The sequence below is a fragment of the Thioalkalivibrio sp. HK1 genome (assembly GCA_000583135.1).
Taxonomy (GTDB): Bacteria; Pseudomonadota; Gammaproteobacteria; order HK1; family HK1; genus HK1.
The window spans coordinates 16,216-32,354 of sequence record JFBG01000012.1 but is presented as its reverse complement, the minus strand read 5'-3'; the positions used below and the strand labels follow the sequence as shown (position 1 = coordinate 32,354).

Sequence of the window (16,139 nt, the reverse complement as noted above, 5' to 3'; positions counted from 1 at the left end):
TCCTTGCAACCTCTATCCATCGATCCGGGAGCGGAGCGGGGCGCGCGCCAGATAAACGACGCCCTTTTCGCCATCGGGCTCCCAACGCTCGCCGATCTCCTCGAAGCCGTGGCGTTTGTGGAAGCGCAGCGAACCCGGATTGGGCGGTGCCAGATTGACCTCGGCCAAAAGAACCGGCCGCCGGTCTTGAAAGCGGGCGAAGGTCGCTTGGTAGAGCGCTCCGCCGATCCCTCGACCTCGGTATTTTTCGGCCACGGCCACGCGATCGATGTATGCGAAGCGTTCGAAACGTTCGGAAATCCACCGATAGTTGAGGCTTGCGTAGTCGAGCCCTTCTTGCATGCACAGCACGAAGCCGGCCACCTCGCCGGCGATCTCGGCGAGTGGTGTCGCCACACCTACATCTTGCACGAGGCGATCGAAATCGGATCTCGAAAGCGTGCCGACACCGGGGACGCAGGCCTCGTTGATCGCGTGCATCTCGCCCAAATCGGCCTCGCACCAATCCCGGATATTCATACCCCCACTCGTTGCCGAGCCCGGATGCGCTCTTGATCCTTGCGCGCGCATCGCACCGTTTCTCTCTCGGAAACTTCCGGGACCCCCACATCCCACTCGGCATCGCCCGGGACCCACGAATAGGCATCGGTTGCGATCGACAGCACGGTGGTCTTGTCGGTCGTTTTCGCCCACTCCAGTGCGCTCGTCAGTTCGGCGAGGCTTTCGCAATGGCGGGCCTGCGCCCCCATCGAACGGGCATGCGCTGCGAAATCCACGCGCTCGGGGTCGTTCGGATTCAGCACCCGACAATCCTTGAGCAGGTTGTTGAATCCGGGCGTACCCTTGAATTCTTGGAGTCGATTGATGACCGCATAGCCGCCGTTATCGCAAACGATGACGATCATCTTGTGGCCGGTGAGCACGGTGGAATAAATATCGGAGTTCATCATCAAATAACTGCCGTCGCCGACCAGCACGATCGGCACCCCCTTGCCCTTGATCGCCATGGCGACCCCCCAGCCGGCAGCCACCTCGTAGCCCATGCAGGAAAAGCCGAACTCCAGATCGAAGGTATGCGGATTCTTCACGCGCCAGCCCTTGGCGGTCTCGCCCGGAAGGCCGCCGGCGGCGGTTACCATCGTATCGTCATCCCCGGCGCTCTTGTTGACGGCATCGACGACTTGGGCGTAGGTCGGGATCGGCGCGTTGGTGGGCGCTTGATGCGCTTGCAGCAGCGCATCCCACTGCCCGAAGAGCGTCGCCGCCCGTTCCAGATGGCTCGGATCCGCCCGCCATTGTCCGAGGGCGGCATCGAGTTCGTCGACGCTTTCCCTTGCATCCCCGACCACCGCCAGCGCTCGATGCTTCATCGCATCGAAGCGGGCGGCGTTGATCGATATGAATTGCGCATCGGGGGCGAAGGCCGTCCACGATCCGGTGGTGAAGTCTTGAAGCCGCGTTCCGACGGCGAGGATCACATCGGCCTCTTCGGCCAGGGTATTGGCCGAGGTCGAACCGATGATGCCGATCGGCCCGGCGTGGAGCGGGTGGTAATGGGTGAGGCTACCTTTGCCCGCGATGGTCTCGACGATGGGGATCCCGCGCGCACTTGCGAACTCGGCCAAGCGATCTTCCGCATTCGAATAACGAACGCCGCCGCCGGAGATGATCAAGGGCCGTTGCGCGCTTTTCAGCAGATCCGCCGCTGCGATCACCTGGCATCGATCGGGGCGCGGCCTCGGGACGGTCCAGACCCTTTCATCGAAGAAGGCTTGCGGATAGTCGAAGGCGATCTCCTGCGTATCCTGCGGCAGGGCGAGGAAGGCAGGCCCGCAATCGCCGGGGTCCATCATGGTGGCGATCGCCTGCGGAAGACTCGAAATGATCTGGGCGGGATGGGTGATCCGATCCCAGTAGCGGGTGACCGGCTTGAAAGCGTCGTTGACCGTGATCGAGGGGGTGTGAAAATGCTCGACTTGCTGCAAAACCGGATCCGGAAGGCGATTGGAGAAGGTATCCCCTGCGATCAGCAGCACCGGGAGTCTGTTGGCCATGGCGACACCGGCGGCGGTGACCATATTGGTGGCACCGGGCCCGATGGAGGAGGTGGCGATCATCCACTGTCGCCGCCGCTTCGCCTTGGCATAGCCGATGGCCGCCAATGCCATGCTCTGCTCGTTCTGACCCCGCCAAGTGGGGAGTCGATCTTGCACCCCTTCGAGGGCCTCGGATAGACAGGTCACGTTTCCGTGTCCGAAGATCCCGAAGACGCCGGCGAAAAGCGGTACCTTGTCGCCATCGATAGTCGTGTATTGATTGATGAGATGGCGTACCACGGCTTGGGCCATGGTCAACCGAATCACAGGACCGGCCATACGATATCCCCCTCGGAATTCGATGATCTTTTAAGATATCCTTTCGAAGTGCAAAAACGCCCGAAGTATCCGAGCGGCTAGTATTCGAGCGGTTGGCACCCAAGCGCTCGATCGACCGACGGATCCGAATCGACTATCGAAAAGACCACTCAAGGAGCGATCTCGATGCTCAAAATCGCGGTGCTCGGCTGCGGCCGCATCGGAAGAATGCACGCATCCAATATCGTAGCGCATCCCCGGGCGCGATTGGTGGCGGTCTATGACACGCATACCCCTTTCGCCGAGGAGGTCGCAGCCGCCCAAGGGGTGCATCTCGCCAAGACCCCCGAAGAGATATTTTCCGCCGCCGATGTGGATGCGGTGCTGATCGCCAGTGCGACTCCCACCCACGCCGATTACATCGAAGCGGCGGTCGCCGCCGGCAAGCCGGTGCTGTGCGAAAAGCCCATCGACCTGTCGTTGGCCCGCGTCAACGCCTGCGCCGAGAGGGTGAGGGACAAAGGCGTGCCCATTCAGATCGGCCTCAATCGCCGCTTCGATCCGGGCCATCGGGCGGCGCGCGCTGCGGTGGCCGCAGGTGAGATCGGAGAACTCCATCAAGTCATCATCACCTCGCGCGATCCCGAAATGCCCCCCCGCTCCTATTACGAGCAAGCGGGCGGCCTCTTCCGCGACATGGTGATCCACGATTTCGACTTGGCGCGTTTCATGCTCGCCGAGGAGCCGGTCGAGGTTTTCGCCATCGGCGGCCGGCTGATCGACCCCGTTTTGATGGGGGAACTGAACGATTACGATACATCGATGGTGATCATGAGCACCGCATCGGGCAAGCAGTGCCATATCAACACCTCTCGCACCTCGACCTTCGGCTACGACCAGCGGGTGGAGCTGTTGGGAACCAAGGGCATGGTTCAAAGTCTGAATCGCAAGCCGGTCGAGGTTCGCAAATTCAAAGCCGAGCAGGTCGAGGCCGCCGAGCCTTATTTGAACTTTTTCATCGAGCGCTACAGGGAAGCCTTCGATGCCGAGATCGACTCGTTCATCGACGCCATCGAGAACGGCACGCCGGTCGAAGCCGATTTCGAGGACGGTCGGCGGGCATTGATACTCGCCGAAGCGGCGATGCAATCCGTTGCCGAGGGCCGCTCGATCGGCGTGGACGAAGTGCTGTGACCGCTCGCCCGCCTCGCTCTTTGCCTCGTCGTCCATCGATAAACCACCGATGAGCGACGACGAATCGACGCATCGATAAACCCACCGCACGCACCAAAGGAGAGTTCGGGCACATGGCTAACCAATCGAGCCGGAAGGCTTCGTCTTTACCTGAGCGTCGATATCGACCCCGACTTGGCATTCGACGGGGAGTTCGTCCATGAAACCGGCGCTTGGGGTAGGTCTTATCGGTGCGGGTTTCATGGGGCGGACCCATACCTTCGGATATGCGGTGGCCGAGAAGGTTTTCGATCTGAGCGTGCGCTTCGATCTCAAGACCGTCGCCGATGTGGACGAGGAAAACGCCAAGCGCGCGGCAAGGCAATTCGGCTATGCCGAGGCGGTTTCGGATTGGCGCGAGATCATCGACGATCCGGCGATCGATATCGTTTCCATCGCCACTCCCAACACGCTGCACAAGGAAATGGCTTTGGCGGCCATCGCCGCCGGCAAGCACGTCTATTGCGAAAAGCCGCTGGCCCCGAGCGCATCCGATGCCCGCGAGATGGCCCTTGCCGCCGCCGGCAAGGGGGTCAAAACCCAAGTGGGCTTCAACTATCTTTGCAACCCGGTCTTTTCCTTGGCCTTGGAGATGATCGAGCAAGGAGACCTGGGTGAAATCCGTAGTTATCGCGGCATCCACGCCGAGGATTACATGGTCGACAAGAGCGCGCCTTGGACCTTTCGGCACGATTCCCGAGGCGGCGGCGCCCTTTCCGATCTCGGCAGCCATGCCTTGGCGAGCGCCGAATATCTGCTCGGTCCGATTTCGAGCGTCTTGGGCGATTGCGTGACGGTCGTCGACGAACGACCGAGCCCCGATGGCCCCAAAGCGGTGGAGGTCGACGATATCGCCCGCGCCTTCGTGCGATTCGCCAACGGCGCCACCGGTTCGATCGAGGCCAATTGGGTGGCCACCGGCAGAAAACTGCAGCATGTCTTCGAGATCTACGGCTCCAAGGGTGCCCTCGTATGCGATTTCGAGACCATGAACGAGCTGCATTTCTACGATAACCGCTGCGCTGCGAATCGATCGGGCTTTAGGCGCATCCTGACCGGCCCGAAGCATCCACCCTACGATCGCTTTTGCCTCGCCGCCGGCCATCACATCGGCTTCAACGATCTCAAGGCCATCGAGGTCGCCGCCTTCGCCACCGCCATCGTCGACGACCGACCCGAACCCTTCGGATTTACCAAGGGCTTCGAAATCCAAATGCTGATCGAGGCCATCGAGGCCTCGTCCGCCGCCGGCCAATGGCAGGAGATCGGCCCGAGATCCTTATTCGATCAAGCCCGGAAGGGTCAATGAAAGAGCCGGCATGAATGTGATCAGCATAAGGGCGACGAGGATGGCCAGATAGAAGGGCCAAATCGTTCTTACCGCCTTTTCCATCGGTAACTTTCCAACGGCACATCCGACAAAGAGGCAAGACCCGACCGGTGGTGTGCAAAGACCGAGCCCGAGGTTTACCAGCAGCATCATGCCGAATTGCAGGGGATCCATACCCAGAGCGCCGGCGACGGGCAGGAAGATGGGCGTGCAGATCAGGATCAGCGCGGCCATATCCATGATCATACCTAGCAAGAGCAAAACGGCATTGATCATCAAGAGGATCAGGATGGGGTTATCGCTTAGCCCGGTCAGCAGTTCCACGGTCTTGCTCGGAACCCGGTAGAAAGTCAGCATATAGGCGAAAGCGGCGGCGCAGGCGATCAGGATCATCACCATCGAGGTCGTGCGCACCGATTGGACGACGGCGGTTTTGAATTTTTCCCAAGTGATGGTGCGGTAGACCAAAAGGGTTACTACGAAGGCATAAAGAGCCCCGAAGGCGCCGGATTCGGTTACCGTGAACACACCGGAAAGAACGCCCCCGACAATGATGATCGCCGTCAGAAGGCCCGGAATGGCCCCGGCAAACCCCAATGCAAGTGCCATCCACCCGGGAAATTTTTCGGCACCGTAGCCCCGTTTCACTGCCACCAGATAAGCGGCGACAGCAAGGCAAATGCACATCAAGATACCGGGCACGACCCCGGCAAGAAAGAGTTTGGATATCGATACCGCGCCGCCCGTTGCGAGGGCGAAAATAATCATGTTATGGCTAGGTGGAATGATGATTCCGGCGATCGAAGAGGTCACAGTGACGTTCACCGCGTAATCGGCATCGTAGCCTTTATCTTTCATCACCGGAACGAGGATGGATCCCAGCGCCGAGATATCGGCGATGGCCGATCCGGAAATCCCTCCGAACAGCATCGAAGAGAAGACGTTCACGATTCCGAGACCGCCGCGCACCGCCCCGACCGCGGCTTGGGCGAAACGCACCAACCGCATCGCGATGCCGCCGTGGAACATCAGTTCGCCCGCGAAAATAAAGAAGGGGATCGCCATCAAGGAAAAGACATTGATTCCCGAGATGATGCGCTGAAACCCCACCAAAAGCGGCAACCCTTCGTACCAGAACGCAGCCAGCGAGGCGACTCCCAGCGCGAAGGCAACGGGCATTCCGATGACGACACAAAGGGCAAAAGAAGCCAGAAGAAGAGATAGTCCCAATTTCGCTCCTCACTCGATACTGTCCTTGCGGGAGTCCCGCCCAAGCATTACGCGAATCGAATGACCGGTCGAGTAAAGAAAAAGCAGCCCCCCGCAGATGGTCAACGGCAACGAACGCAGGCCCTCCGACCATTGGATCAACGGGATGAGCGTATTCCACTTGAACATCGTCAGTTCAAGACCGTGCCAGAACATCAGTCCTCCGAAAAGGGCCATGAGGACATCCGTCAGCAAGGTGAATCCGATACGCAGCCAAGAAGGCACGATGCCGCGAAATATCACCACAGATAGATGTGTGTTCCGGTGTACGCCGACAGCTGCGCCGAGAAAGGCGATGACCATCACAAGCAACAATGAAACCTGTTCCACCCAAGTCGGTGTGTCGTTCAAAACATAGCGGCCGAAAACCAGCCAAGCGAAAATCGCCGTCATCACCACGAGGGCCGTCCCGGCGAGTAAGAGGCTGATCCGAGCGCTCAAGTCGTACGCTCGATCCATGATTCGCAGAAATGTGGGTGGGGTGTCGGGGCCGGGCTTGTCCATCGGATATTCTCGCTTGATAAACGCCCGACATCCAAGTGTGGAGTCGGGCGTTTTATCTTCCTCCCGATGCATTCGATATCAATCGGTTGTCCGAGCGATTTCCACCAGCCTGCGCATATCGGGATTGGCGGCCAAGTACTCATCGTAGACCGAATTCATCGCATTTTGGAAGGGTGTCTTGTCGGTGATCTCATTGACCATGATACCGGCGGCTTCGACATCCTTGCGAGCTTGATCCGACTGAACCGCCCAGAGTTCGCGCTGATACAAGGCGGCTTGTTCGGCCGCCCCCTTGATAGCGGTTTGTAGTTTCGGCGACAGCGCTTCGAACTTTCCGGTATTCACGCAGATGCATTCGGGGATGATCAGGTGCTCGCTGAGCGAGTAGTGAGTGGTCACTTCATAGTGGCCTACATTTTTGAACGAGGGGAAGTTGTTCTCCGCGCCGTCGACGACACCGGTCTTGAGTGCCTGTTGTACTTCCGAGAATGCCATCGGTGAGGGGTTGCCGCCCATGGCCGAGATCATGGCCGTATACAAATCGTTGTTCATGACCCGGATTTTCAGACCCTCGACATCGGCAGGGGTATTGATGGGTTTTTGGCTGTAGAAAGATCGGGCTCCGGCATCGATCCACGCCAGCGGCAAGATGCCGGCTTCGGCCATCGCCTTTGCGATGATATCCCCGGCCTCGCCTTCGAGAACGCGGAACATATGTGGGACGCTTTTGAAGATGAAGGGCAGCGAGACGAGGTTGGCTTCCTTGACTATCGGGCCGATCGGACCCAAGTTGAAGTTGCCGAACTCGATCGCGCCGATGCGAACCTGCTCCAACGCATCCGGCTGAGAACCGAGTACCCCGCCGTGGAACACCTCCACTTTGATTTCACCTTCGGTGGCCTCGTCGACGAGATCCGCGAAGCGATCCATTGCCGCGGTATTCGGGTGGCCATCATGGTGGATATTCCACGCCCGCCAGTCGGCAGCGCCTGCAGCCGTTGCGAGAGCGGCCGCAACGATGCCGACCGTTGTGGTTCGAACGATCTCGATGATGCGACTATGCATGATATCTTCCCTCCTCGGGTTGTTTTTGCAGTTGACTTCGTCGTTTCGACGGCCATGGCTTTTACGAAAAAAGCAAGCCCCCGTTGATATCGATATTGGCACCGGTGATGAATGCAGCACCATCCGAGGCCAAGTAGGCGACCAATCCGGCGACATCATCGGATGTGCCTTCGCGCTTGAGCGGCGTGATATTGGCAACATGGGCGCGAACTTCGGGTTTGGTGAAAAGATTATGGAAATCGGTATCGATCATCCCCGGGCAGACCGAGTTCACCCTGATATCAGGTCCCAGCTCTTTTGCCAATCCTCGGGCCATGGTCATCACCGCGCCCTTCGAAGCGGCATAGGCGACCGCACCGGGTCCGCCGCCATCGCGTCCCGCTTGGCTCCCCAATGCGATGATCGAGCCGCCCTCGGTCATGCAAGGGACGACGGCCTTGGCTATGCGCAGGAACGAAGTGGCATTCAGATCCATGACCTTGTTCCAGTGATCCACGTTCATGTCCGCCAGCGTCTTGCGGGCGATCAGCCCGCCGGTGACATGGACCAAAATATCGATCCGATCCCCGAAGGTGGCTTGGGTTTTTGCGACGAAGGCGTGGACGTCGCTATCCGAGGTCATATCGCCGGGAGTGGCCAGTGCCCGTCCGCCCAAGCCTTCGATTTCGGCGACGGCGCTTTTTGCGCCTTCCTCGGAGCGATGGTAGTTGATGGCCACGGCCGCCCCGTTCAAGGCGAGGCGCAGTGCACAGGCACGCCCGATATCCCGGCCGCCACCGGTAACGACAGCGATGCGCCCATCGAGTGAATTTTTGGGCATCGAATCGGCGACAGGTATTTCCGACATCATGTTCTCCCCGGATATTGTGGAATTTCAGTGCGCGATCGGAGATGGTCTCTTCTTTGAAAACCAGATCCCATGGAAGTATACTAGCATACTAGTATCATACAAGGCTGGATATGCGGCGATGAAATTTCTTGGTGTACCGCCGAGCGTTTCACGATTCGGATTTGCCCTTCGGAGGCATGGAGCTGGATGAGGGACTCAATGAATCTGCAAATCGACGTTTTTGAACGCAGGACGTCGGCGGATGTCATATTCGACCATCTGCGAGGCGAAATCGGATCGAATAGATTGCCACCGGGCGCGAAAATCTCCGAGGTTGATATCGCCGAAAAGTTCGGGGTCTCGCGTCAGCCCGTCCGGGACGCCTTCAACCGCCTTGCAAATCAAGATCTGCTGTTGATCCGGCCGCAAAAGCCGACCGAGGTAAGAAAATTCTCTTTGTCCAAGATAAGACAGGCTCGCTTCATAAGGCTAGCGGTCGAGCTGGAAGTGGTTCGAATTGCCTGTGGGGTTCAAGATAGTCGCCGTACCGATGCAATGGGAAAAAACTTGGAAAGGCAGCGTCGCGCGGTCGATGCCGATGATATCGAGAGATTTCATGAGCTGGACTACGATTTTCACAAGCAGATCTGCGAGCTGAGCGGCCAAGGCATGATGTTCGAGACGATTCAGTTCTACAAAGCCAAAGTCGACCGCTTATGTATGCTGAGCCTTGGTCAGGCAAGCGAGGCTTCCGATCTCTTGCAGGATCATCGGCGAATATTCGATGCGATCTCGGCAGCCAAGGTCAAGGTTGCTGAAAGGGCCGTGAGGACTCACCTGAGTCGGCTCGATGAGACCATTCGAGAAATCCGGGAAGAGCATGCCGAGTACTTCGAGGATTGATCCCTGAAATATTGCGCTTCCTACCGAGTCGCCGGAAAGTGCTCGAATCCGGATAAGCGACAACGATGGATCGGGTAGGCGGACATCCATAGTCAAAGATATTCGTACCAAGTGGTTTATGCGGACCGACCGTTTTCCCCTTTTCGGAGTGATTTGAGACACCGATCGAGATCTGATCGCAGGGGATAGCGGATATGCCTCATGGCAAATGGCAAGAGAGGTCAAAAGGCCAAAAGGGCGGATGCTCCCAAGAAACCGAGAATGACGGTGGCGCATAAGGTAAGGGCTGGTGTGCGGGTGACTTAAGGTGAGTCCATGGAGCCGGCCATCCGGAGTTTCGACATGACGGTAGTCGCTGTCGACCGTTGGACAGGGGCGTTTTTCGATGGGCCGCTTTGGAAGAGAATTCCGTGATGTATCCCGCGGCATCGCCAAGGCAATCGTCGACCTCTTCGATCACGGCGATCCTGTCGCTTGGTTGACATAAAGATCGATATGTTGAAGTATGATTAGTATCGTCACTAAAATATCGAGAACAACCAACGAGGTGATACACGACAAAAACGCTTGGTCGACATCGTATGTTCTTGCCGAGAAAATATGCCGTACGACAGATCCAAGCCATGCAAATCGGAGACATTGATCATGATTGATCCTGCGACTCAAGCCCAGCTGAAAGAGGCCATTATCGACTGCATCGATACCGATCAAGGAATTCTTGAAAATCTCCGAAACGAAATACGTCCTTTGCAGGGAAAGACGAGACCGATACAGCCTCGATCAACCACGTCAATATCGATCGTCGGAACGGATGGTGGAAATAATCAGTTACACTTCGATCCCTTCTTGATTCAGATCGTAAGGGTCGTCGATAGCAGTGACAACGAATATTGTCTCGAGGCCGTTTCCCCGACCACGCCGATCTCGAAACTGAATCATCGGCAGCTATCCGGCGATGGAACGCCGCAAACCGCACTCGGCGAAATGATGCGATTTCTCGGCGTCGAAACGCTGCCGATGCTCTCCCACATGATTCGTCCCACCGACAAAGACAAGCCTGTTTCTCCGAGTTGGGTTCAGGTCTATCGAGAGCTCGTCGAGTGGGCTATCTTGTTTGCAATCTTGAAGAAAGACTTCGGTACGGACACCCTCATCGTTTGCGACGGCTTGCTTCGCAGCAAGGTATTTGCAGGGGATCTCTTTAATCGCCTTCTTCAGGGCATGCACGATCGAATCGAAGAACAGCGGCAAAGGAGTCGCCGTCGTATTTATTTGGTCGGGGTGGCGAAGCACAGCAAGGTTCTCTCTCGATATCGCCTCGCGATGGCGTTGGAGGAGATATTGCAAACCGATTATCCGGCCTATGTGGAAGTGCCACGCGAAGTCGAAGAGCGGGCCTATATTTGGTCCGAGTTTGCGCGAGGAGACGATCGTGCCGAAGAAGGAGGCGAAATCAATAAATTCGTCGGGGGAAAGATGTTTCTCGTGAAATTTGGGGCGCACAGCCGCGATCCCATCTGGCCCGTCGATATCTTCGTACCGCAAGTATCCGAAGTACAAAAAATATTGGGCTCGTTGCTGGCAGATGCGATCAACGGATTTCCGGTCGCTCACTATCCACGCTGCCTCCAAAGGGCGCATGAGAACGCAGCGCTGGTGGGTTTTGATTTCGACATCTTGCAAGACTTTATTTACGACGGCGTACGTAAAAGCCTCGAAGGCGAAGCATCGGTACTCGATGTATTTCAGCTTCAAGACGCCGACCCCGCTCAACGACGCTATGGATGAGATCCGCCATGTCCGCAGAGATACAGCTATTTCCGAAAAAAGAGATCGTAGGAATATTTCGCGGCTTCCAACAAGGAGGCTTGGAATTTCATGCCGATCTCGTATTGCCTTATCGAAACGAATTTCAAAACATCCCGATGCATGGCCAGTTTCTCCTCGTACAACTCGAGACGTCGGGTGAAGCCGTACTCGGACGAATCGCCTCGTTTTCATCGGAGGGGAAGCTTTCCTTCGGCTCCGGCGAGGAATTCAATATTCGAGCCGTTCGCGAAGACCGTGCCATTCCGGAGGATCTCAGGGAGCAATATCTCAGATATCGTGTCAATATTCGCGTGCTTGGTGTATTGCGCAAGAACGGTATGAGACTTACCTTCGTAGCCTCACATCGGCGGTTGCCGCATGTCGGCAGCCAAGTCGCTTTTCCGTCAGGTGAGGTGCATCGCGAGATAGCCGGGCACAATATCGAAGGTGCACCCATCGGACACCTTGCATTCGGCGAGTATATCTATTCTTCCGGCAGATCCGATTTCAAAATCCAAGAATGGATGCAGATCTTAGATCCCGAGATCCTCGTCAAATTTCCGGTCGAATCGCTGGTATCACGCCGCAGTTTCGTATTTGCCCGGGCGGGCTTCGGTAAATCCAACCTGAACAAACTCTTGTTCAGCCAGCTCTACAAGACAACCCCCTATGTAGAGAAGCGTGGCGGGCGAAGGGTTCCGGTAGGCACCGTCATCTTCGATCCCGACGGAGAATACTTTTGGCCTGACGACAAAGGACGTCCCGGTTTATGCGATGTGCCCGCTCTCGAAGACAGTCTCGTCGTCTTCACCGAGCGCCGCAATCTTAGTCCTTTCTATCAATCATTCGTCGCCGGGGGTATTCGTCTTGATATTCGACGCCTGCGTCCGAGCGATGTCATCGCCATCGCTCTTGATCCCGATCGGCAGGAACAACAAAACGTAAGAAAGCTAAGGGGGCTGTCGCAAGAACGCTGGGAGTCTTTGGTCAACCTGATCGACGTCAACGGGAACGCCACTCCGATCGATGAATTATGCAAGATATTGGAACTCGATCCTCAACGACAGGAAGTGGAGGCGATCGCCGCTCGCAGCAATATGACCGTGATCGTACGCATGCTGCACGACAAGAGCAGTCAGCTCATGGATATGCTCGTCCATGCTCTTTCCGAGGGCAAGATATGCGTGATCGACGTATCCCAGATGCGTAGCGGCCAGTCGTTGATCCTCTCCGGCTTGATCCTTCGTCGAATCTTCGATCGAAACCAGCAAGAGTTTACGGCCGCCGAACCGAAGACCATTCCCACCATCGCCGTGGTCGAGGAAGCCCAGTCGGTCCTCAAAGAAGGGGCCTCGGCGGCGGAGCCTTATATTGCATGGGTCAAGGAGGGACGAAAGTACGATCTCGGCGCGCTGTTGATCACCCAACAACCCGGCAGCATTCCGGTCGAGATACTAAGCCAAGGCGATAATTGGTTCATTTTTCATTTGCTCTCATCGGCCGATTTGACATCCCTGAAACGAGCGAACGCGCATTTCAGCGACGATCTCCTAAGTTCGCTACTCAACGAACCGATACCGGGTCAGGGTGTCTTTTGGAGCTCGGTCGGCGGCAAACCCTATCCGGTGAGTATCCGCGCGCTTTCCTTCGAAGGGATGTTTTCGATGCGCGATCCGGGCTACGATCTGCCCGAAGGCAAGACCTATGCGAAGGTGCTTCATGATATCTTCGAAGTCGATGCTCGGTTGGATTTCGTGAGATCCAAGGGCGATCCGGTCAAGATGGCGCCGTCGGAATCTTTAGAAGAAAGACCGGAAACGATCGATATCATGGCGGAAATCGAAGCGGGGATGATCGAAGCACTTCGAGAGGATACCGAATTGATGAATAAACTTGAATCGGAAGAGGGTGCCGCATGGGGTACCGTAAGAGCATTTTTCCTTGATCGACTTCCCGCTCACCTCGATAACAGGGATGACTTGGCTTATCGACTGGTCAAGAAGGCGATGGATGAAATCTTCGGTGAGCAAAATAAGATATGGGAATCATTCAAGAATCCATTCAATAAAACCTATATCCGGAAGATAAGGCGTGATACACAATGACTGGGCGCTTGATAAATACATCATTGAACGCGATATGCCCGTATTTCACCATGTTCCCTCTCGCATTTCCGCTACGGATTTTGCGAAGATACGCCAAGAGGAACCAAACCGTTCTCGATCCTTTTTGTGGGCGAGGAACAACGAACTTCGCCGCTCGATTGGAAGGCCTATCCTCGCTGGGGGTGGATTCGAGTCCGGTCGCGGCCGCAATCACCGAAGCCAAGTTGGCCCAGGTCGGCATACCTGAGATATTGTCCGAGGCTCGAGATATTCTGTCGGCCATCAAGCCTTACGATATCCCGTCGGGTCCATTTTGGGAATGGGCGTATCATGCCGAAGTCCTCGTCGATCTTTGTCGCTTCAGATCCGCTTTTCTCCAAGACTGCTCGACACCGGCTCGCATCGCTTTGCGGGGAATCATCCTCGGGGCATTGCACGGTCCGAGACAGAAGACCTTCCAAAGTTATTTTTCCAATCAGAGCCCCAGAACCTATGCCCCGAAGCCTGCATACGCCGTCAGGTATTGGAAAAATCGTGATTTGCAGCCCTTGCAAGTGGATGTTCTCGGCATCATGGAACGCCGAGCGAAACGCTACTACGGTTCTCTTCCGAAAAGCGATGGCGAGGTCCGTCTTCGCGACAGCCGCGAGATCGATTCGCTAAAGCCCGTATCAGGTAAGCCAAAATTTTCTTGGGTGATCACTTCACCACCCTATTACGGTATGCGTACCTATATCACCGATCAGTGGCTTCGTTATTGGTTCTTGGGCGGTGCGGCCGATGTCGACTACAAGAATAAGCATCAGATCCTACACTCGAATCCCCAAGACTATGTCAGCGATATTCGCAGGATTTGGAATAACGTTGCCGATTGTTGCAAGCCGGATGCCAAGATGGTCGTCCGCTTCGGCGGAATATCGAGCAGACCCGACGACCCTTTGGATATCATAAAAAATTCATTTCGAAACAGTCGTTGGCGCCTATCCACCATAAAAGATGCAGGCACCTCGCTCGAAGGCAAGAGACAGGCCGATGCCTTCCTCCGAAGCCATAGCGAGGCTATCGTTGAATATGATATTTGGGCTGATCTAGCATAGCCAAACGAATTTCCTTTGATCGCAAGTACTTGTCGTACGGTGCTCGCAGCTCTGCTGCGGCGTTCCGGGAGCGAAGGTCTATCCCGTTGCGTTGGCTTCGGCCGGTTTTGGGGGTTGAATGTTCGTTTCACCGAAGACGCAGGCGGTTTTGCTGTTGACCTCGCATTTTTCGAGGGCCGATGGTGGCTTGGCGAAGCCCTTGACGCCGGGCGAGTGGGGGCGGTTTGCGATTTGGCTCAAAGAGCGATCGCTCACTCCCGAGGCGCTGCTGGGGGATCGACCTCGGGATATCCTCGAGGGGTGGTCGGATCGGCGGATTACATTGGATCGCATCGAGGCGTTGTTGAATCGGGGTGCGGCGCTGGCTATCGCCGTCGAGAGGTGGTTGCGGGCCGGGCTGTGGGTGATGACGCGATCGGATGGGGATTACCCGATTCGGTTGAAGCGGCGGTTGGGGGCGGACTCTCCGGCGGTGCTCTACGGTTGCGGTGATCGCACGCTGCTCGATCGCGGTGGACTTGCCGTTGTCGGTTCTCGCAAAGCGGGCGAGGATGATTTGGGCTATGCGCGAAGGATCGGGGCTGCGGCTGCAAGGCAAGGGCACGGTATCGTTTCCGGCGGGGCGAAAGGGGTGGACCAAGCATCGATGCACGCTGCGCTTGAAAACGAAGGCACCGTCGTCGGGGTGCTGTCCGATGGGTTGTTGCGGGCGAGTTCGGCTTCTAAGTACCGCGTTTACTTGAGGGAAAAGAGGCTCGTTCTTGTATCGGCGGTCCATCCCGAAGCCGGTTTCAGCGCAGGCAATGCCATGGGGCGCAATAAATATATCTACTGCCTCGGCGATGCGGCCTTGGTGGTTCGTTCGGGCATCGAAGGTGGAACATGGAACGGGGCTTCGGAGAATATCGAAAAGCGCTGGGTTCCCCTTTGGATAAAGCCGACCAACGACTCTTTCGCGGGCAACGATGCCCTCGTAAAGCGGGGGGCGAGGTGGGTTTGCGAGGATGTCGATCGCTTGCAGGTCAAGGATTTATGGGGTGATTCGGAGGGTTTCATAGCGAAGAAAGCGGATCTTTTTAGCCCGATGAAACCGAGCCCGGAAATCCAATCGTCGCCGGAAGGGGAGCGCGGCGAGCGAAGTGCCGGGCTCGAGGTTGCATCGGAAGAATCCGAGGCATCTTCGCTCACCCCGGAGGTTCGGGCAAGTGCGTCGGTGGAGTCGGGGAGCGAGTCCGAGTCGATGGCGACGCATTCCGGGATCGAGCGCAAGGCCTTGTCGATGGGTCGCTTGCCATCGGATGAAAGCCTTGCGTTCTATGACCTCTTTCTTCGGATGATTTCAAGGACTTGCGCCGAGTCGGCCAAGACCCCGGATGAGATCGCCGAGTTGCTCGATGTGAACAAGGCGCAGGTCAATGCTTGGCTGAGGCGGGCGCAGGCGGAAAGGAGGGTTCGGTGTCTTGCGAATCCCGTGCGCTACGAGTGGATCGATGCGCGGCAGGCTTCTTTGTTCGGCAACTGAGCCGGCTTTGCGGGCTTCGGGTGTTTATCGAAGGCATGACGGTGAGTGTTTGAAAGAACGCCCTCGCCGTGGTTGGGGGCACGACAAAATTCGGATGCGGGGCGAAGGAAGAGCGCCGG

General features: G+C 56.9%; 13 protein-coding genes and 1 pseudogene. 8 read left to right on the top strand and 6 right to left on the bottom strand.

Going from position 1 to position 16,139, the window contains the following annotated elements; all coding sequences use genetic code 11:
• Window positions 1–12: 12 nt before the first annotated feature.
• Both BF99_RS0104270 and iolD read right to left on the bottom strand, forming a co-directional pair.
• Window positions 13–519, bottom strand: coding sequence for a GNAT family N-acetyltransferase (locus BF99_RS0104270; RefSeq protein WP_025769892.1), 507 nt, complete (start codon window positions 517–519; stop codon window positions 13–15).
• Window positions 516–2,375, bottom strand: a complete 1,860-nt coding sequence (iolD, locus tag BF99_RS0104265; protein ID WP_025769891.1) for a 3D-(3,5/4)-trihydroxycyclohexane-1,2-dione acylhydrolase (decyclizing) — start codon at window positions 2,373–2,375, stop codon at window positions 516–518. The genes BF99_RS0104270 and iolD overlap by 4 nt, the downstream gene beginning before the upstream one ends.
• Window positions 2,376–2,540: 165 nt before the next feature.
• Here iolD and iolG point away from each other — a divergent pair, with 165 nt between their 5' ends.
• Together iolG and BF99_RS0104250 are read left to right on the top strand one after the other, a co-directional pair.
• Window positions 2,541–3,548 carry an inositol 2-dehydrogenase gene (gene iolG, locus BF99_RS0104260; RefSeq protein WP_025769890.1) on the top strand — a complete coding sequence of 336 codons (1,008 nt, stop codon included), beginning with the start codon at window positions 2,541–2,543 and terminating at the stop codon, window positions 3,546–3,548.
• Between the two features lie 199 nt (window positions 3,549–3,747).
• Complete coding sequence (locus BF99_RS0104250; RefSeq protein ID WP_025769889.1) at window positions 3,748–4,896, top strand: Gfo/Idh/MocA family protein; 1,149 nt, start codon at window positions 3,748–3,750, stop codon at window positions 4,894–4,896.
• Here the strand turns inward: BF99_RS0104250 and BF99_RS0104245 are convergent.
• The 4 genes from BF99_RS0104245 to BF99_RS0104230 form a co-directional block, all read right to left on the bottom strand.
• Window positions 4,867–6,147, bottom strand: a complete 1,281-nt coding sequence (locus BF99_RS0104245; protein ID WP_025769888.1) for a TRAP transporter large permease — start codon at window positions 6,145–6,147, stop codon at window positions 4,867–4,869. The genes BF99_RS0104250 and BF99_RS0104245 overlap by 30 nt on opposite strands.
• A 9-nt stretch (window positions 6,148–6,156) precedes the next feature.
• Entirely contained in the window at window positions 6,157–6,690 is a 534-nt protein-coding gene (locus tag BF99_RS0104240; RefSeq protein WP_025769887.1) for a TRAP transporter small permease, read from the bottom strand.
• Between the two features lie 78 nt (window positions 6,691–6,768).
• Entirely contained in the window at window positions 6,769–7,755 is a 987-nt protein-coding gene (locus BF99_RS0104235) for a TRAP transporter substrate-binding protein (protein WP_051482772.1), read from the bottom strand.
• Between the two features lie 61 nt (window positions 7,756–7,816).
• The gene (locus tag BF99_RS0104230; RefSeq protein ID WP_197019035.1) at window positions 7,817–8,602 is read right to left on the bottom strand and encodes an SDR family NAD(P)-dependent oxidoreductase; all 786 of its coding nucleotides are present in this window, start codon (window positions 8,600–8,602) and stop codon (window positions 7,817–7,819) included.
• 201 nt (window positions 8,603–8,803) lie between these two features.
• Here BF99_RS0104230 and BF99_RS0104220 point away from each other — a divergent pair, with 201 nt between their 5' ends.
• The 6 genes and pseudogenes from BF99_RS0104220 (at window position 8,804) to BF99_RS0104200 (ending at window position 16,020) form a co-directional block, all read left to right on the top strand.
• The gene (locus BF99_RS0104220; RefSeq protein ID WP_038097249.1) at window positions 8,804–9,487 is read left to right on the top strand and encodes a GntR family transcriptional regulator; all 684 of its coding nucleotides are present in this window, start codon (window positions 8,804–8,806) and stop codon (window positions 9,485–9,487) included.
• A gap of 567 nt (window positions 9,488–10,054) precedes the next feature.
• On the top strand, window positions 10,055–11,275 hold the full coding sequence (locus BF99_RS0104215; protein WP_197019034.1) for a hypothetical protein: 1,221 nt from the start codon (window positions 10,055–10,057) through the stop codon (window positions 11,273–11,275).
• A gap of 545 nt (window positions 11,276–11,820) precedes the next feature.
• Window positions 11,821–13,401: an ATP-binding protein gene (locus tag BF99_RS0104210; protein ID WP_197019033.1), complete on the top strand. Its 1,581-nt coding sequence runs from the start codon at window positions 11,821–11,823 to the stop codon at window positions 13,399–13,401.
• Window positions 13,398–13,601, top strand: a pseudogene (locus tag BF99_RS23980) (DNA methyltransferase); the annotation flags it as partial. The gene BF99_RS0104210 and the pseudogene BF99_RS23980, both read left to right, overlap by 4 nt.
• A gap of 372 nt (window positions 13,602–13,973) precedes the next feature.
• Complete coding sequence (locus tag BF99_RS23670; protein ID WP_231471305.1) at window positions 13,974–14,498, top strand: hypothetical protein; 525 nt, start codon at window positions 13,974–13,976, stop codon at window positions 14,496–14,498.
• Between the two features lie 118 nt (window positions 14,499–14,616).
• Window positions 14,617–16,020 (top strand): DNA-processing protein DprA, encoded by a 1,404-nt coding sequence (locus BF99_RS0104200; RefSeq protein ID WP_025769879.1) that lies wholly within the window; start codon window positions 14,617–14,619, stop codon window positions 16,018–16,020.
• The last annotated feature ends 119 nt before the right edge of the window (window positions 16,021–16,139 follow it).